The following is an 18,851-nucleotide window of genomic DNA, read 5'->3' as shown; positions in this document are numbered from 1 at the left end:
AATAAGATGATGAGATTGAATCGTCCCACAGGACTTTTTATAGGATTTAATTAAGGCACAGACCTTTTTGTATAGTTGATGTTAAAGTCACAGATTGCTTTAAACCTGGAGTGCCGGGAAAAACCCTTCTGCCGCATCCAATTAACGACTGTAGAAGCAAAAGATGCGGAAGGTTTAGTAAATAAAATCATCCAATCGATTTATCAATAAGTCATGCTGATCCCGAGGTTCCTATGAACACTTACAGGGTGAGTTTTTTATTTTCAGAGGAATTTGAGATTTATAAACGTTATATCCTGGAATTATGAAAAAAAGGGTTAAATTAGTGGTCGGGATTTTCCCGATCTTTAACCGTTCCAGTTTTTTAAGATAATGGATTATTTGGCTGGGCTTTATTAGAAAGAAAGTAAGAATGAGTTTTGGAAAAACTAAGTCGCTTCCGATGCACATAAAATTTTTAACTGCACGGGAAATGAAATATAAAAACTGGACATACTATCATAATCCTTTCGAAGATTTGAATTTTAACCAAATGAGGTGGAAAAATGGCCAAAGAATTAACTGGCGTACATGTCGTTGTTACAGGAGGATCAAGCGGTTTAGGATATGCAATGGTAGAAGCACTTCTTGATGAAGGAGCAACGGTTGCAGTGGCATCCCGTCCAGGAGCAAAAATGACGGAAGCTGTAAAAAACCTTCAAGATAAGGGATATTCGAATGTTTTTGAACTTCCATTGGATGTCAGGTCAGAGGTATCGGTACAAGATGCAGTGAACTGGGTAAAAACGGAATGGGGGAAGATCGATGTCCTCGTGAACAATGCCGGGATAGGCATGAGGACTGTAAACCAAAAATTCCTTACAGAACCACAGCCTTTCTATCAGGTCTCTCCTGAAGGGTTTCGAAATTTAATCGATACAAATGTGACAGGTTATTTCCTAACCTCCCGGGGATTCGCACCTCTGATGGTCGAGCAGGGAAGAGGAAAAATCATCAATATATCGATGAATTATGAAACTATGAAACGAAAAGGATTTGTCCCATACGGCCCTTCTCGTGCTGCAACCGAGTCCCTGTCATTTATCATGGCTGAAGACCTGCGTGAATTTGGAGTAACGGTAAATATGCTTCTTCCTGGCGGGGCCACCGTAACCGGAATGATACCTGATGAAGTGAGAAGGGAACATGAAGGAAACTCCCAGCTTCTGAAGCCGGAAATCATGGCAAAACCTATCGTTTATCTTGCTTCCGAGCAATCTGAAGGAATAACAGGTGAACGCCTAGTCGCAACCGAATTTGACAGCTGGTTAAAAAATAGAACCAAATAAAATGATGGAAGAGACTTCTTCTTTGGCAATATGATTGAATAGAAAAAGAGACTTATTTATGTGGTTTTTTCGTTCAGCTGGGTTATGAAAGACTTTAGGACGGGTTGTCCCTATGGTTTTCTTATGATGATAAATCGGTTATAAATGGTAAAAGGGCCAATAATTTATAGAAATGAGTGAGCCAATCTTAATGAAAAATTAGAAGATGAACTTTCTCACAATATATACACCCGCTAGTAAATAATGAAAAAATGGACAGTAACTGTACACAGATCAGTAAGTACTTTTTTGTCTTATTTTGATTAAAAAATAAATAAAAAAGAGGTACTTCCTTGATGAGTACCTCCTTCACTAAAAATTGTTAAGAGTTTTTCCGCAAAATACGATCCTACCCACCCTGATAAACTCATATGGGAAGATCAAACCAAAAAAAAATCGATTATATCCACTACTTGCTGGATATGACCCCTACCTAATCAAGCATGCCAAAAATAGATTATTAATAGTTTGGATCTATCCACATGGAATAAGTGGCAAGAAGATCGAAAAAAAGGTCTGTTCCTGAGACTACGCCCGAATGGGTTAGCAGTACTTTCTATAAAGAGAAGGAAAATAAATACCTTTGTTGGTAAATTATTTTGCAGAGCAAATGCACAAAAGGTAACCCTTGAACGAGTCGTTTCCAAAAGGGGAAACAAGCTTTATTTTGATTTCTTGCAGCTATAGAGGACGGAAGATGCCGGTGGGGTTACTGCAAGAGCCAGCTCGGAAGCAAATGTGGCCACACCGCTGACCTGGTCAGAGGTAGAAGGGGGTATTAAGCCTACGGATTTTACTATCGTAATCGCTGCGACAACGCCAACTGGCTGTTTTTGAATAAGCAGGCGTTTATGTTAATGAGAAGCTGGAATCGTTTCCCCATATACACGCTTAGCTTCCTCAGCATACCATGATAAAAAACTATTGGCATACTGCACTTCACTTAGTGCTTCTTTTAATGGTTTTCCTTGTTCCATCGTCATCGTTTTAGCAATTTCTTCTTGATTATACTCGATGAGAGTAAACCAATTTTTTAAGTATTCACTGCGTTCTTGTCATCTGTTATACAAGGATAAAAAATAACAGACGAGACGACTTAGCGCCTCCCCTGTTTGATGTCAAACAAAACTTGACGGTCTATTTTATTACTAATGCTTTTTCTTTCATTAAGATATCTTGAAGAACTTCTTCTAAGTATTTAACAAATACCTCATAATTTTCACTCATTGGAAAATGCCCGATTCCCTTCATTTCCACAAATTTTGCTCCAGAGATCTGATCGGCAGTACGTTTTGAATCCGCAGGAGTTGATAGGTAATCATATTCACCTGTCATTAAATATACAGGGCATTTTTCAGCATTGATTAGGTGTAGTTTTCCACGAAGGTCATGATCAACACTATAGAAATAAAGATCCCCCTTAAAAACACCTGGTGCTCCTTGGCTATAATACCACCATGTTAGACGACGATCTTTTTCAGGGCTTTGTGGCGCCATAAGACCCCAAGTCCCAGATGCACAAACCTCTCCGCCATGCGTATGAGGATGGTTCCACCAATCCACAAAATAGCCTGGAGTATAATCGGCTCCTTCGACAGGAATGGTTGCTCTAAAGTAATCCGGATATTCAAGAGCGAGTTGCAAGGCTACATTTCCACCAAATGAACTTCCCATGAATACAGGATTTTCAAGTTCAAGCTCCTCACAAAAACTTCTAACAAATTGAAGAAACCACTGGGTGGTAAGTTTATATTCTTCCTTCCACCACTCAACAGCATGTGGAGGATCTGATTTTCCATGACGTGGTAAATCATAAGCAATAACCCTGAAATTTTTGGTTATGTTTCCATCCTCTAAAAGTCCGCGCCACTGGCGGTTATCAGAACCTGCCGTATGTTGACAAACAAGAGGGATACCTTGGCCATTTTCCTCAAAGTAAACCTTGTATTCCACATCTTGTACATTTACGTAAACATAACGACCTTTAACCGTAGATAATTTACTCATTTTTTATCCTCCTTTTTATGCTACTGTAAGTTGAACTTCTCTTGTTACATCCAGAAGGCGAGTCATTGCACGTAGGTTTGCCATTAACTCCTTGATATCGCCATCTATCTGTAAGTTACCTTGGAACATGGCAGCAAATAATTCGTGATACATCGGAGGTGGAGTCGGCTGAGTAAACTTCCTCCAAGCGTCTACTGTTCCACGGATTGCAAATTTCCAAGGTTCCAGTGGAGTTGGATTTGAAATAATATTCTTAACTTTTCCTTCTAAAACTTCAATCACGTAACTCTCTGGGCCAATCTGCCAAAGGAATTTTGTAGTGAAGTACTTTCCAATAACATTGAGTTCCTGGTCATTGTTTACCATTTTCTGGAACTGACCCATCCATTCTTTTGTTCCAACATGCATATTGCTTGTCCCCCTTATGAAATCGTTAGCCTTGTAAGCGGCTACACTTTTTATTAATGCAATTACCATGCCAATTAATTATAGTATTCAAAATAGAGGGAAAACGCAGATTAGAACAGGCCTGTTCATTTTTTAATACAAGATTCCGACTTCATATCATGTATATTTGACCGGTCTATGTTCGGACGAGTGAACAGTATATATACCATTTATTCGATACTATATTTTTGAATTTTCCGATACAAAGCACTGCGAGATATACCCATTTCCTTTGCAGCCTCTGTACGATTGCCATTCGTTTTGTGGAGAATGGATGTGATATATTCACGCTCACTAGTTTTTTCATCTGATTGGTCTGCTCTTAAAAACTCATGTACATGAAATGAATCGAACGTATCTTCATCGTGTAGATAAACAATTCGTTCAATTACATTTCTGAGTTCCCTTAAATTCCCCGGCCATGTATGTTGTTGAAATAAACTAATTGCTTTTGCAGTGAGGGAGATTTTTTTTCGTTGCGCTTTTTCGCAAGCTTTGGACAACATGGTATTAAAAATACTTTCTAAATCTTCGATACGTTCTCTTAAAGAAGGGATCTTTATATTAAACACGTTTAAGCGATAGTAAAGATCTTCTCGAAATTCCCCTTTTTCAACTAGTTCTTTCATATTTTTATTTGTAGCAGCTAAAAAACGTACATTAACTGGAATTGGTGTAGTACCGCCAACCCTTATGACTTGTTTCTCTTCCAAAGTTCTAAGAAGAGTAGCTTGTAAATCTAATGGCAAATCTGCTATTTCATCTAAGAATATTGTGCCTTTGTTAGACGCTTCAATTTTTCCTTGATTCCCTTTGAGTTTAGCACCTGTAAAGGCCCCGGCTTCATAACCAAACAGCTCTGTACTAATTAGTTCCCGCGGCAATGCTGCACAATTAATTGCGGTATAAGGATAGTCCCTTCTTTTGCTTTGATTGTGAATAAAACGAGCCATATAATCCTTTCCTACTCCACTTTCCCCTTGTATTAGAATGCCTGCATCACTTTTTGAAACCTTTACAGCCATTTGTATGGTCTTCTCAAAAGCTACATTTTTAGTATTAAAGGCAAAATAATCGGGGGTTACTATAGTATTGGGTAAAATTAACTTTGTTTTGGGATGTATAAATATGACGGTAGCTAACTGTTTGTCTTTACTCAATATTACTTCTGAATCGATAGCAAATTTCTTCCCATCCACTTCAATTTCATTCAATACCGAACCATTATCAAAACTACTAAATATTTTTTTTTCTTTTGATTTCAAATCAAATTTGTTTTTTTCAAACAACATTAAAAAGTCTTGAGCCGGCTTATTTTTGAATAACTCAATACCATTTTTATCAAACGAAATAATACCTGTTTTTCCGTTCAACTTATGAACGTAGTCGGTTAATACACTTGATAAAACCTGTTCTTTGATTTTTGTTTTATTAAACTGGTATCTTTCCGTAACGGCACGAGCACCGGCAGCTGCCAGTGTATATAACTCTTTCAAATCATTTTTGGGACCTATGCGGCAAACGTCAAATGTTCCTATATAAACTCCATCAACAAAAATAGGACATGCAGAACAATCCCAGCCACGAAGAGCTAAACAGTAATGCTCATTCCCTGAAGTAGCCATAGCAGTCCGTGTTCTAAGCGCAATTGATAATCCTGTAGAACCAACATTTTCTTCTGTCCATCGTGCCCCAGGACATATTCCGCACTGGTTAGCTAATTTTTGTGATTTATGATCGCCCATCACTTCTAATAAATATCCATCTGCATCCGCAAGTAAAAGAAGGTATCCTCCCCCTTTTAAGCGTTTACAAAATTCCTCCATAACTGGTACTGCGGCGTTAATCAGGTCGAAATTTTTTTGTTGTCTGCTTACAAAATCACTTTGTTTAATATGTGAAAAAATTTCTTCCTTTTCATAGGAAACGCCCAATTGCTTACACCTATTCCACGAATCTAAAATTTCTTTTCTTACGTTGATATTAGTAGTTCCCTCAAGAACAAACTGTGTCCAATTCTCATCTGCCATTGTCATATATATTCCTCTCCGCAAAACTGAATTTTTTTATATCCTGTTACAGTCAATGTATATTTTTACCAGACCCAATAGCCTTGATAAGGCTCAATAAAAAAGTTTCTTGTTTGCTTTTTTTAATCTCCAAATAATTTGCTATTCAATAATTGTGTGAGTCGCACCACTTCATATAATATCTCTCACGTTAAGAAACAATGATACAGCCTAAAAAGGACAAAGGCGAAAAACAGTAGTTTTTCGCCTTTAATCTTTTTTGAATTAGAAAAAACCTATTGTACATTATTGAAGCACTAACTTATTAATTAGCTTCTCTTTCGCCAGCCAAGCTCCTCCAATGACCCCTGCGTTATTGCCTAGTGTGGCAATAACAATCTTGACACCATGAGCAACTCTCGGAAAAGCGAATTGAATAAATTCCTCTTTCAGAGGTCTTAACAATGTAACACCAGCTTTTGAGACTCCGCCTCCAATAACGATTTTTTCAGGATTTAAGCCATTGGCTAAATTAGCTAGGGCCAATCCTAAACGGTAGGCAACCTCACCGATGACTCTGTTGGCGAGATCATCCCCTTCGGTTGCAGCGTCAAAAACCCGCTTGGCAGACAGGAGCTGTCCATCATAATAATCTCGCAATATACTAGTCTCGTTGGTAGAAGCTAATTCCTCCATTGCCAAACGGACAACTCCTGTTGCGGATGCTACCGTTTCCAGACATCCTGATTTCCCACAATTACAAGGTGAACCATCTCTAGGAACCAATGTTATATGACCGATTTCACCACCGGCTCCATTTACCCCATGTACAACCTCGCCATTAACGATAATTCCGCCACCAACACCTGTTCCTAAAGTAACACAAATTAAGTTTTTAGCCCCTTTACCTGCACCTTTCCACATTTCACCGATTGCTGCTATATTTGCATCGTTGTCGACCACAACCGGCAGTGTTGTTTCCCTCTCGAGGATAGTCTGTAATTGGAATCGTTCCCAGCCCAGGTTCACCGCCACTTCAACGGAGCCGTCCTCCTCATTCACTGGGCCAGGCGCACCAACTCCGATTGCAACTAACTGATTTTTTGTTTGATTTAATTCTTCTAACTTTTGATCAATCGATCTTGCAATCGATTCAGGTATGTGTTTGCCCTTATTACTTATATCAGTATTGATCTCCCAGCTATAAATGATGTCACCCTGCAAACTGATAAAAGCCAATTTAATCGTGGTCCCGCCTATATCAACACCAACTAACCATCTTTCTTCCATAACCATTCACTCATTTCCTTCATGTTTTCCCCTCCGAAAAGCGCCATTTTTACAAAAGAGGCTCCTCGATTGAGAAGCCTCTTTTCAAGTTTGAGAATTGTCTAGCTGGAGCGCTCAGCGACTAGCTGGCACTTTCACTTCCCTCTCATTATTTTACAGCTGCCGCTGTTTTTTCAAGGTTAACCCATTGTCCTTTTTCAGCGGATTCAAGAATTGCATCTGCAATTAATTCAATTTGGTATCCATCATGGAAGTTAGGTGAGAATTCAGTACCCTCACTGATTGCTTTAAAGAAATCATATGTTTCAATGATCTTTGTTTCGCCGTAACCAATACCTAGAGCAGGAATTGGCCATAATCCTTCGCCGTAAGGAGTAGCAGGTCCTGTATAAACGGTTCTGAAGCCTTTTGCATCACTTGGATCATCTGCGAAGCAAACTTGAAGTTCGTCACGGCGCTCATAGTTAAAGTATAGAGAACCTTTTTCACCATGAATTTCAAAAGTTAGGAAGTTGTTGCGGCCATGTGCATTACGTGTTGCTTCAATCGTTCCGATTGCACCATTATCAAACTTAACCATCGTAATAAATTCATCATCCACATCTACAGCTGCTTTAGGTACATCGTCGCCACCGGCTTTTACTGTACCTAACTTGTCAATGCCGCCAGTTTGAATCGGTCTTTCAGGAATCCATGTTTTTGTGATCGCATTTACATCTGTGATTTCGCCAACAAGGTAACGAGCATAATCAACTACGTGTGTACCAATATCACCTAGTGCACCTGACCCAGCGATTTTCTTTTGGAAGCGCCATGATAATGGAGAGTTCGGATCAGCTGACCAGTCTTGTAAGTACGTTCCACGGAAGCTTAGAACTTTACCAATTCTTCCTTCTTCAATATATTTTTTCGCAAGCGCAACAGCTGGTGTTCTTCTGTAGTTGAAAGCAACCGCGTGTTTTACACCTGCTGCTTTTACTGCTTCTAACATTTCTTTCGCTTGTTCAGCACCTAATGCTAATGGCTTTTCACAGATAATATGCTTGCCAGCTTTTGCTGCTGCAATCGCGATTTCAGCATGAGTATTGTTTGGGGTAACAATATCGATGACATCGATTTCTGGGTTGTTAACAACATCTCTCCAGTCAGTTGCATAGTTGTCAAAACCTAATCTTGCTGCTGCATCTTTAGCTAATCCTTCGTTAACGTCTACTACTGTGTGACGATGAGGAATTGCTGGTGCTGGCCAGAAAAACATTGGCATACCTGCATATGCAAGTGAATGCGCCTTACCCATAAATCCTCCGCCGATCATACCTACGTTTAATTTTTTCATTTTAGTATCCTCCCACTATTATCTTCTTATTTTTAAAAGTTTGATATTCCTAATAGATGAAACGTTTATGCTTGATTTACTTTATCAAATTGATTTAAATAGCTGCGGCTGATTTTAGCCCCTTGTTTTGGATCTGGGTAGCTGTCTAACTCAACCGTAATCCAGCCATCATAGTTTGCCTCTTCTAACACTTTAACCATTTCATCAAATTTTTGATGCCCTTCCCCTAATGGTAAAAACTCACCATTGGCATAATCTTTGAAGTGAACATATTTGATTCGGTCCACATATTTTCTGATGACAGCCACTGGATCTCCACCACCAGCTTCAATGTGAGCTGTATCTGGGCAAAGGTTAATCTTTGTTAATGGCATTAGTTTATCTAATTGTTCAGAAGCCTGAACGTTCGTTCCTAGATGCGGATGATAACTTGCAATCAGATTATATTTTTCAGCAATTTCAACTACTTTATTAAGCGCATTACCAAGAGCCGTATAATCTCTTTCAAGAATGCCGTTTGCACGCACCGCTCCACCGCCGATTACCAGGTGGATTGCACCTACTTCTGATGCGAATTGTGCGACACTTTCGATTTTTATTAATTCTTCTTCTAAAATATCAGGGAAAATAAAGTTCCCGCCTGTATATACACCGACCAAAGATAAAGAATGGTCATTCATTAATTTTAAAAATTCTTCTTTTTTATCTTTATATTGCATCAGGTTTCCATCGAAGATTTCAAAGCCGTCATAGCCAGCTTCCGCAATGTCCTTTAACGCTTCTTCCGTTGATCCATAAGCAAGGTAGTAATTATCCTTCACACAAGTCACACCTGCTGGATGACCAACTACGCCGCCCCAAGTATTTGTTTGATAACCTAATTTCATTTGATTACCTCCATATCTTTTGGAATTTAGTGTGCCATATTTCATCATAGAAAAACCGAGGCAAACTCACCTTCAAAGTTAGTAATCGATTACATTATTGCTAAAATTATTACTCTTCACTTTCAATAATATTAATATTTAAGCTAAGTAATAAAAAAAACCTTAATGTAATCCATTACATTTTTGTTTGCAGATGAAATGCTGTTTCCTACAAGAAAGTAATGATTTATCCCTATCTATTACTAGTCCTCACTATCATCTGACAAGAAAATAGATGTTGTATCGCTTACATGAATTATTGTAATCGATTACACCTAAATTTGCAACAACTAAATTTCGATTGTCACAATTTGTTCACGATAAGCGTAGAGGAAAGGAAATTGTAAATATAGTTCCCTTTCCTTGCGAACTATCAACATGTATGGATCCGCCTAATCGATCAATAATTTCTTTACATACACTTAAACCTAATCCAGTCCCCTTTTCTTTGGTTGAGAAAAAAGGGATATATAATAACGCCCTCGCTTCTTCTGACATCCCACATCCATTATCCTTGATGACAATGGTGGCAAATTCATTTTGAACAGACGCAGATAGATAGATTTCTCTTTCACACTGATCCTCAATTGCTTCCATGGCATTCTTCATCAAATTCATGATTACTTGTTTTAATTGGTTAGTTGGGATATTCTGTACAACGTCATCACCGGCAGTGGAAGTAGAGAGTCGAATATCCCTTAATATCGCTTCACCTTCATAGAGCACGGCCATATCTTTGATCAGTTTATTCAGGGATGTTTTTTGTGCCAAAGGATGTTGTGGCTTTCCTGCATTCAAAAATTCATTAATGATTTGATTTACGCGATCAAGTTCCTCTATCATCACATCCACATAATATTCCTTGCCTATTTCCTTCAAATCGGGCTTTAGCAACTGAATAAAACCTTTTATGGTCGTCAATGGGTTACGGATTTCATGAGCGATACTAACTGCCTGCTTTTCAAGATGTTGACGATGGTCCATATCTAACGCTGCCAACTTACAGACTTGCAACGGAGCCACCATCAACCCGAAGGTTGACACCGTTTATAAAAGAAGCCTTGTTTGAAGCAAGGTACACAACAGCTGAAGCAACTTCCTCCACCGTCCCTGGCCGTTTCACTTCAACATGCGGACGATTTTCCTTAAGGAATTGCTGGATTGCTTCATCATAACTGATGTTCAGCTTTTTGGCATTATCCTTCAACAGGTCCTCAAGCATAGGTGTCATGATAAACGCAGGCGATACCGTATTGACAAGTATTCCTTCTGCAGCATATGCCTTGGATAAGCTTTTTGTAAAATTAATCAGTGCTGCTTTAGAGGCATTGTAATGAGGCATGAATGCGTCTGGTTGAATGCCGGATTCTGATGAAATGTTAATAATGCGGCCAAATCCTGTTCTTTTCATAAAAGGAATAATTGCTTTAGTTACACGTACAGTTCCAAAAAGATTGACGTCAAAAATATGCTGCCATTCGTCTATATCCAATGATTCAAAGTCATCAAATCCACTAGCAATCCCCGCATTATTAACGAGGATGTCGACGGTTTTAAAACGATCAATAGCAGAAGCAACAAGATGGTCGACGTCTGCTTGTTTCGTTAAATCGGCTTGAATAGCAAGAACACGTCCTCCGGTTTTTTCGATTTCAGCCGACGCCTCATTTAACGCTTCCGCGCCGCGTGCACAAATTACAACGTTGGCACCTTCTTCCGCAAACGCCATGGCAATTGCTTTCCCAATACCTTTACTGCTGCCAGTCACAAGTGCGGTTTTATTTTTTAATTCCAGATTCATTTTTTCATCCATTCCTTTCTATAGTAACCTGATAAGATTGTAGTTACCAAATAAGGATTAACTCTAGCTGATACCCAGCTCGGAGTTAATCCTTATGTTTGTCCAATATTAATTTTTCACTGAAGCCTCAAATAATTCTGCATGGATAGGTTCAGCAACGATGGGTTCAACAGCTTTTATGAATCTTTTAAAGTGAGGGGTTTCCTCATGCAGTTGAATGGCTTCTTCATCCTTCCATTTCTCAACAAAGATAAAGCTGTTCGCCTCTTCCGGATTTTCATAATATTGATAACTAATATTCCCGGACTCCGCTTGAGACGGTTTTGTTACAAGCCTTGCCTCTTCCAAGAATATTTCACGATAAGGCGCATTTACCTTTATGCTTGCATGAATGATAATCATGGAACATCCCCCTTAATTGTTGATGGTATTTCTAAAAAACTAACCTGCGTGTTTTTCTAATACGATTTCGTTTTTATTATTTTCTTCGGAAGGAAGCTTCATAAACTTCATTAGATAAGCACCAAGGAAATACGTACCTGCGAAAATCCAAATAACCCCTTTTGCACCGATAAGTCCAATAAATAACCCAACGATTGCTGGGGCGATAAAGTAGGACATTCCTGCACCAAAGCTTACAATCGCCATCGCAGATCCTTTTTTCTCCGGGGCAAGCGATGCTACCAGAGCTGAAAGTGGGACGAAACCACAAAGCACAATTCCCATTAAAACACCTGCAATATTCAAGGCCAAGAAACTGCTGCCAAATACTTCAGGCGTGTAAAGCAAGACAAGTAACATGACGCCCATACCGAAGCTGCCAAGCCATTGAATCGTTTTTTGCCAGCCTAACCATTTATCACTGATGTAAGGAATGATTAGGTTAAAGATAATATTCGCAAACCACATCGTTCCCCACATTTGCAGAAACTGTTCAGTGGTAAATCCATAATTCGACTTCAAGTACATCGGGAAAAAGATTGGCAGTGAACCGATCCCCGTTGAATTGATAATCCGAACCACGCCGCCGATCGCCACTTTCGGCTGTTCGATACAAATGGTGAATCCACTCATTAAGCTCTTGAGCTTTTCCTTCGGATTTCCCTTTTGTTCCTTTTTTACATCACCTTTCACTACAATAAGACCAACAATTCCTCCGACTAATACCCATGCTACTGCACTCCACAACAAACCAATATATCCAATCTTCGGAAGCATGTAAGCAGGGAAATAACTTCCTACAACATAGAGCCCACCGCTCCACGCTGCCCAAAACAATCCTACAGCTGTTGCCAAAATCCGCTCTGGACTGCGATAAGTAACCCACACTAAGAAAGAGTAGCAGAATAAAGGATAACCTAAACCACGAATCCCATAAGTAGGGAGCATAATAGCAAAATTGTTTAACTTTAAACCATATTCAATAAATAAAACCTGACCGATTAACCAAGTAACAAGACCGATAACCATTACCTTCCTAGGTCCCCACATCTCGGTGAGTACACCAGAAAAATAAGATGCGATAGCCAAGATGGCTCCATAAACCGCAAAAAGAGTGGCTGATTGTTGAACGGTCAAACCCTTTTCAATCAGATAGGGAGACAACCATGCGTGCTCGAGACCGTCACCGGCCATAAAAATTAATGTGGCAACAAATCCCCAAACGACTCCCATTGGAAGTCCGCCTAAAGTACGTTCTTGACCTACAAGCGTTTTCATTTTTAACACCTCTATTTTTATTAATAATTGGGTGCGGGGGGACGGTTCTCATGCTTCGGAAGCATGAGAACCGTCCCTGTGCTTCCTTAAGCCCACCACATTTCCGATACTTGCTCTTTAAACAACGTTCCTTTTAACAGTGTGATTGCTTTCATTAAGCCTTCATCGATAGACGCCAACATGTCTTCATGTTCAATGGAAACCACGTAATCATACCCTACTGCACGAAGTGTACTGATCATATCTTTCCACATTTTTTCGTTATGGCCATAGCCAACTGAGCGGAAGGTCCATGAGCGATCCAATACTTGACTGTAATGCTTCGTATCGAGAACACCATTCACCTTGATATTCGCTTGGTCTAAATAGGTATCTTTTGCATGGAAATGGAAGATCGCATTTTCACGGCCTAATTTTTTAATGGCCTCAACTGGATCAATTCCTTGCCACACCAAATGACTTGGGTCAAAGTTAGCTCCGATGTTCGGTCCTGCATGTTCTCTTAGTTTTAGTAATGTTTCCGGATTATAGACAACAAAGCCTGGATGCATTTCGAAAGCAATTTGGTGAATCCCATGCTGTTCAGCGAATTTTGCCTCTTCTTTCCAGTACGGAATAACCACATCGTTCCATTGCCACTCTAAAACTTCTGTATATTCAGGAGGCCAAGAGCATGTCACCCAGTTTGGAAACTTGGCACCCGGATGATCTCCTGGACATCCGGCAAATCCATTGATAACCGGCACCTCTAACTGCTCAGCCAGTAAGACCGTTTTTCTCCAAACGTCATGGGCGTCTTTGGCAGCCTTTACATTTGGATGAAGCGGGTTCCCATGACAGCTTAGTCCGCTGATGGTTAATCCCCTGCTTTCAATCGCCCGTTTGAACGATCTGATTTTATCCGGATTCCCTAACAATTCTTCCGGATTACAATGATTATTTCCGGGATAGTTACCGGTCCCTATCTCCACCGCCTCTACTCCCATTTCGGCTAATTTATCGAGCATGGCTTCGAAAGGAAGATTTTGATATAGAACTGTAAACACACCTAGTTTCATACTAAAACCTCCTTTTTCGCCTGAACTTTGACCCATTTTTGCTGTTCATGGCTTTCTAAAATGGCATCAGTAATGGCCATTGAAATGTGACCGTCTTCGAATGTAGCAAAATTAGCTTGATCCTTTAAAGGATCTTTGCCATCACGAATAAACGAATAATAATTTAACATCATATTTTTCAGTGCGTCCGGCCAGCCTTCGTTATGTCCTCCTGGATGATGGATAGCTGATCTTGCTTCAGGTGCGAACAGTGCCGGATCGGCAAGAAGAATTTCATTTGGCTTATCCCTGTGTCCCATCCATAATTTTTCTGGCTCTTCTTGATTCCAGTAAGCAGAGCTCTCACTGCCATCAATTTCAAAGCTTAGTCGATTTTTTCGGCCTGCACTTACTTGTGAAACAGTGAAGACTCCTCTTGATCCATCTTCAAAACGAACTAGTACGGATGCATAGTCTTCTGTATTGATTGAAACATCTTCATATTCTACATCTTCTGTACTTTGTGTGCTGAAAGTGGCCACACTTCCAATTGCTTTCTTTCTAACTGGAATGACCGTTGCTAAATCAGCAAATACTTCTACAATCTTTTTACCGGTAACAAATTGAACGGTGTCACACCAATGAGACCCGATATCTGCTACTGCGCGAGATTTTCCGCCGACTTCCGGTGCTAAACGCCAGTTAAAATCCGTTTCATATAGTAACCAATCCTGCAAATAGCTTCCGTGAACCAAATTCACTTTCCCAAGGTCACCGTTAGCAATTTTAGCTCGCAGGTTTTGCACACTCGCATGCTGTCTGTAATTAAAGTTCACACCATGTACAACACCCTGTTTTTGAGCCAATGCCAACAATTCCGCTGATTCTTCACTATTCATCGCAAGCGGTTTCTCTGAGATCACATGTTTACCTGCTAAAATAATTTCTTTATTGATCGCAAAATGTACATGGTTTGGGGTACAATTATGAACTACCTGAATTTCGCTGTCACGCAGCATTTCACGGTAATCTCCGTACGCTTTCGGAATTCCAAGTTCAGCTGCCTTTCTTTCCGCTTGTTCTTGACTCGTCTCGGCCAATGCTACGACATCCACGAATCCAAGTCTTCTGATTGCTTCAATATGTGTCGGGCCAATAAAACCTGTCCCGATGATTCCTACTTTTATTTTTTCCATTTGTTTTCCGTCCTCCAATCGAACTTTTCGATTCACCCAAGAATGAGCAGAAGTCATACGGTGTAATCGATTACACTACCTTGTAAAAAAATATGTGTTTAGTCCTAGTAAATAAATAATTTACCTATCCTTCAAACTTCTATAAATGTAATGGATTACATTTTCGTCGAAAAAAATTTACTTTAAATCAAGAAATAATCTTTCAGAATAAAATACCTTCTCACTTTGCACTAAAATATTTTACTCTTTTTTTCGACACCCTTATTGTAATCGATTACAGTATAGAATTCAATATTTTTTTTAAAACTTCCTCGATTCTTTTTTAATCAGAATGATAAAAACTGTTCTGGAGCCAATAGAATCGCTGGTCCCCTAATAATGATAAAAAGGGAGTGAACCATTATTAGTTCACTCCCCTTTTTATATTTCATTATTTTAATTCTAACAGGAATACGCTAAACTACTCTTCTATGGTAAGTTCTTTGCATGATTCACGAACAATGAGTTGATCAGGAAGAATAAATTGATCTTTCTCTAATTCTTCATCTTTAATTAATTTTAACAGTAAACGCATCGCTTTTTGACCCATATCAAACGTTGGTTGTGCCACGGTTGTTAGAGCAGGTTCAAAAATCGATGCAAATTGAATATCATCAAAGCCAACAACAGATAAATCTTCTGGAACTCTTAAACCTTTAGATTTAGCGGCTTTTATGGCACCCATAGCCATTTCATCATTACCGGCAAAAAGGGCTGTAGGAGGATTCTCTAGTGACAAAAATTTCATCATTAAATTAAATCCACTTTCAAAAGAGAATTCGCCTTCCTGTACCAAACTTGGATCCACAGACAGGCCGTGTTGCGCCATTGCTTGATGAAACCCCCTACATCGATCTCGTCCAACGACAATATTCAAGGGTCCGGAAATATGTCCAATTCTCTTGTGGTTTAAGCTAATTAAATATTCAGTTGCCTTTCTTGCACTGCTAACATTATCAATGGAGACCGTAGGCAGCTTGGAACCCTCATAGTATTCACACGCCAATACTACAGGGTAATCCTGGGATAAATCTTCTAATATTTTTTGATCGGTCCTTGCCGTTAATAATATCAACCCATCTGCTTTTTTCTGACCTAATATCGTTAAAAAACTAGTTTCGCTTTCGACATCGTTTCGCGCATCTCCTAGAAGTACTTGATATCCGTTTTCGATGGCAACGGATTCAATTCCGCGCAGCACCGCAGAAAAGAAAGTATTGGTTATATCAGGAACCACCACAAGAATTGTTTTGGTTTCAGATCTTCTCAATTGTCTTGCCAGCATATTAGGCTGGTAATTTAATTCTTTTATGGCTTCTAAAACTTTTTCAGCTGTTTCTTTTTTTACAGTCCCTGCATTACTTATGACTCGGGATACTGTGGCCGTTGAAACATTTGCCATTTTTGCAACATCCGCAATTCTAACCATGTATTGCTTTCCCCTTCAGTGTTCGTTTACATTTATTGTAATCGATTACATTGACAATTACAATAATTTTCGTAAATCAGCCATAAAACGGTATCTTTTAAAAACATTTTTCTCCAACAACCTGAAATTAAATGTAAATCAGTCTATAAAAATTGGGCTTGCACCACATAAACATCTGCATTGTATAAAAAAATCGCAATTGGACCCTACTAAGGTAAGGCGGTTTTATTCATTATTTTTAAAAAAACATTGTAAAAGGCGGTAGTTATACAATGACTAAATTCCTGCTCTTTTTCTTATTTTTGGGGTTAAGTATAGCATTTGCTTTCCTAATTGATCTTCTGATGGGAGTAAAAGTTTCCCTGGTCATGAGTAATTATAAAAAAACCTTTTCTTTTATGACATTACCTGAATACCTCATTTCGTTCGCCGTTCTACTTACCATGATCATTCCGCCCATTTTATCTTTTTTTTAAAAAAAGAGAGACACAAGGAAGGCATGATTTTTACTTGCTCGGTTTTTAGTTATGATAACAGTTTGTTGCTAACTGAATCTTTTCCGAATCAAATCAACCAAAAAAAGAATGACAGGGATACCCACACAAAAAATCGGCAATATGTAACGGATAATAAATGCCCCTTCTTCTAAATGTTCGATCGTAATCCCTGTTGGTAATACAAGTTTATTGGGCTTCTCAATTTTAAATAAATGGGCCGCAACATTGATTGCAGCAAAACAATAGATCGAGATTTTAAAAAAAAACGCCAATAATTAATGCAAGAATGACAATGTACTGCACCCCAAAAGTTAGAGTGAAATCTGACTTTTGGGGTGTTTATTTATGGCTAAATATAGCGAAGAATTTAAACTCATGGTTGTAAGAGAATATAAAGAAGGAAAATGGGGGGTTAAATCTTTAGCGAAGAAGCATGGTATCAAAGCACATTCACAGCTTGGACTATGGATAAATTTATATGAGGAATTTGGGGTAGAAGGATTAAAGCGAAGAAATGGTAAGGAGATTTATTCTGTTCAATTTAAACTAGATGTATTAAGCTTTATGAAGAGAACAGGTTCTTCAGAAATGGAAACAGCCCTTCATTTTGGGCTTACTAACCCCACAATGATAAGTTCATGGAAAAAGTCTTTTCTAGAAGGTGGGGCTGAAGCTCTGGATAGACCGAAAGGACGACCAGCCATGTCTGATAAAGCAAAGAACAGAAAAAACAAACCTACTAATGAAAAAGAAATGACATATGAGCAAAGATTGGAAAGAGAAAACGAGTTTCTTCATTTGGAGGTAGAATACTTAAAAAAGTTGCGAGCTTTTCAGATAGATCCAGAAGGCTATCTCGAAAAGCACAAGCAGCGTTATCATTCGAACTCAAAGAAACCTTCAAATTAAAAGATGTTTTACACATAGTCGGGATTTCTGAATCCTCCTATCACTATCATATAAAAGTGATGAAGAAGGAAAATCCAGATCTAGAACTTGAAAAGTCTATTCAAACCATTTTTGATGAACATAATGGCAATTATGGTTATCGACGTATCAAGCTTGAATTGAAAAAACGCGGTACTAAAGTGAATCATAAGAAGGTACACCGCATTATGAATAAACTCGGAATAAAAGGAGATAAGTTCAGAAGAAAATCACGTAAATACAGTTCTTACAAAGGAACTACGGGAACGGTTGCCAAGAACCGCATTAATCGTCGTTTTCGCACAAATGTGTGTCATCAAAAATTAACAACAGATATCACTGAATTTAAGTGTTCAGATGGTGTAAACCTGTATCTTAGTCCTATTATGGATATGTTTAACGGTGAAATCCTTTCGTATGGAATAGGAATGCGCCCGACCTTAGAAATAGCACTCAACCCTCTTGAGGAAGCTCTTAAAATAGTAAAAGCTTCAAAGTACAGAACCACTATACATTCAGATCAAGGCTGGCATTATCAACATAATAAATGGGTAAAAACACTCAAGGAAAACAAGGTATTCCAAAGTATGTCGCGAAAAGGATACTGTTTAGATAATTCCCCTATGGAGAATTTTTTTGGGTTACTGAAACAAGAAATGTATTACGGAGAAGCACTGTGCTCATTTGAGGAATTAAATAAAGAATTGAAGAATATATCGATTATTATAACAACAAGCGCATAAAGAAAAAATTGGCTGGTATGAGTCCGGTTCAATACCGTACCCATACCAACCAAATAGCTGCGTAATATAAAACTCGAACTT

General features: G+C 38.8%; 17 protein-coding genes and 2 pseudogenes. 4 read left to right on the top strand and 15 right to left on the bottom strand.

The features are described from left to right. Positions 1 to 78: 78 nt before the first annotated feature. Positions 79 to 210: a hypothetical protein gene (locus CVD27_RS28800; RefSeq protein WP_257984389.1), complete on the top strand. Its 132-nt coding sequence runs from the start codon at positions 79 to 81 to the stop codon at positions 208 to 210. Between the two features lie 335 nt (positions 211 to 545). Continuing rightward, on the top strand, positions 546 to 1,328 hold the full coding sequence (locus CVD27_RS16145; protein WP_101648922.1) for an SDR family NAD(P)-dependent oxidoreductase: 783 nt from the start codon (positions 546 to 548) through the stop codon (positions 1,326 to 1,328). A gap of 896 nt (positions 1,329 to 2,224) precedes the next feature. Here CVD27_RS16145 and CVD27_RS16140 read toward each other — a convergent pair. From CVD27_RS16140 to CVD27_RS28210, 15 genes and pseudogenes are all read right to left on the bottom strand, one after another. Further along, positions 2,225 to 2,419, bottom strand: a pseudogene (locus CVD27_RS16140) (aldehyde dehydrogenase family protein); the annotation flags it as partial. Between the two features lie 85 nt (positions 2,420 to 2,504). Beyond that, complete coding sequence (locus tag CVD27_RS16135) at positions 2,505 to 3,374, bottom strand: alpha/beta fold hydrolase (protein ID WP_101648920.1); 870 nt, start codon at positions 3,372 to 3,374, stop codon at positions 2,505 to 2,507. A gap of 15 nt (positions 3,375 to 3,389) precedes the next feature. Further along, positions 3,390 to 3,758, bottom strand: a complete 369-nt coding sequence (locus CVD27_RS16130; protein WP_180960318.1) for a hypothetical protein — start codon at positions 3,756 to 3,758, stop codon at positions 3,390 to 3,392. A gap of 233 nt (positions 3,759 to 3,991) precedes the next feature. Continuing rightward, positions 3,992 to 5,857 carry a sigma-54-dependent Fis family transcriptional regulator gene (locus CVD27_RS16125; RefSeq protein WP_101648918.1) on the bottom strand — a complete coding sequence of 622 codons (1,866 nt, stop codon included), beginning with the start codon at positions 5,855 to 5,857 and terminating at the stop codon, positions 3,992 to 3,994. A 279-nt stretch (positions 5,858 to 6,136) separates the two neighbouring features. Then, positions 6,137 to 7,120, bottom strand: a complete 984-nt coding sequence (locus CVD27_RS16120) for an ROK family glucokinase (RefSeq protein ID WP_101648994.1) — start codon at positions 7,118 to 7,120, stop codon at positions 6,137 to 6,139. Between the two features lie 148 nt (positions 7,121 to 7,268). Further along, positions 7,269 to 8,456 carry a Gfo/Idh/MocA family protein gene (locus CVD27_RS16115; protein ID WP_101648917.1) on the bottom strand — a complete coding sequence of 396 codons (1,188 nt, stop codon included), beginning with the start codon at positions 8,454 to 8,456 and terminating at the stop codon, positions 7,269 to 7,271. Positions 8,457 to 8,521: 65 nt separating this feature from the next. Further along, positions 8,522 to 9,343: a sugar phosphate isomerase/epimerase family protein gene (locus tag CVD27_RS16110; RefSeq protein WP_101648916.1), complete on the bottom strand. Its 822-nt coding sequence runs from the start codon at positions 9,341 to 9,343 to the stop codon at positions 8,522 to 8,524. Positions 9,344 to 9,697: 354 nt separating this feature from the next. Then, positions 9,698 to 10,381 (bottom strand): ATP-binding protein, encoded by a 684-nt coding sequence (locus CVD27_RS16105; RefSeq protein WP_180960317.1) that lies wholly within the window; start codon positions 10,379 to 10,381, stop codon positions 9,698 to 9,700. Between the two features lies 1 nt (position 10,382). Beyond that, complete coding sequence (locus CVD27_RS16100; RefSeq protein ID WP_180960316.1) at positions 10,383 to 11,183, bottom strand: SDR family NAD(P)-dependent oxidoreductase; 801 nt, start codon at positions 11,181 to 11,183, stop codon at positions 10,383 to 10,385. 108 nt (positions 11,184 to 11,291) lie between these two features. After that, positions 11,292 to 11,585: a putative quinol monooxygenase gene (locus tag CVD27_RS16095; RefSeq protein ID WP_098530977.1), complete on the bottom strand. Its 294-nt coding sequence runs from the start codon at positions 11,583 to 11,585 to the stop codon at positions 11,292 to 11,294. 39 nt (positions 11,586 to 11,624) lie between these two features. Further along, complete coding sequence (locus tag CVD27_RS16090; RefSeq protein WP_101648913.1) at positions 11,625 to 12,902, bottom strand: MFS transporter; 1,278 nt, start codon at positions 12,900 to 12,902, stop codon at positions 11,625 to 11,627. An 86-nt stretch (positions 12,903 to 12,988) separates the two neighbouring features. Next, on the bottom strand, positions 12,989 to 13,960 hold the full coding sequence (locus CVD27_RS16085) for a sugar phosphate isomerase/epimerase family protein (protein WP_101648912.1): 972 nt from the start codon (positions 13,958 to 13,960) through the stop codon (positions 12,989 to 12,991). After that, on the bottom strand, positions 13,957 to 15,192 hold the full coding sequence (locus tag CVD27_RS16080; RefSeq protein ID WP_142384109.1) for a Gfo/Idh/MocA family protein: 1,236 nt from the start codon (positions 15,190 to 15,192) through the stop codon (positions 13,957 to 13,959). The genes CVD27_RS16085 and CVD27_RS16080 overlap by 4 nt, the downstream gene beginning before the upstream one ends. Positions 15,193 to 15,595: 403 nt before the next feature. Next, positions 15,596 to 16,603, bottom strand: a complete 1,008-nt coding sequence (locus CVD27_RS16075) for a LacI family DNA-binding transcriptional regulator (RefSeq protein ID WP_101648910.1) — start codon at positions 16,601 to 16,603, stop codon at positions 15,596 to 15,598. A gap of 544 nt (positions 16,604 to 17,147) precedes the next feature. Next, entirely contained in the window at positions 17,148 to 17,372 is a 225-nt protein-coding gene (locus CVD27_RS28210; protein WP_101648908.1) for a hypothetical protein, read from the bottom strand. Between the two features lie 73 nt (positions 17,373 to 17,445). Here CVD27_RS28210 and CVD27_RS16060 point away from each other — a divergent pair, with 73 nt between their 5' ends. Together CVD27_RS16060 and CVD27_RS16055 are read left to right on the top strand one after the other, a co-directional pair. Next, a complete protein-coding gene (locus CVD27_RS16060) occupies positions 17,446 to 18,009 on the top strand; it encodes a helix-turn-helix domain-containing protein (RefSeq protein ID WP_101648907.1) in 564 nt (187 codons plus the stop codon). Next, positions 17,910 to 18,835, top strand: a pseudogene (locus tag CVD27_RS16055) (IS3 family transposase). Before CVD27_RS16060 ends, CVD27_RS16055 begins: the two are co-directional and overlap by 100 nt. Positions 18,836 to 18,851 lie beyond the last annotated feature (16 nt).

It is taken from the genome of Neobacillus cucumis, assembly GCF_002860255.1.
Taxonomy (GTDB): domain Bacteria; phylum Bacillota; class Bacilli; order Bacillales; family Cytobacillaceae; genus Neobacillus; species Neobacillus cucumis_A.
Note: the sequence above shows the minus strand (reverse complement) of the source record. Positions and strands in the feature narration are given on the sequence as shown.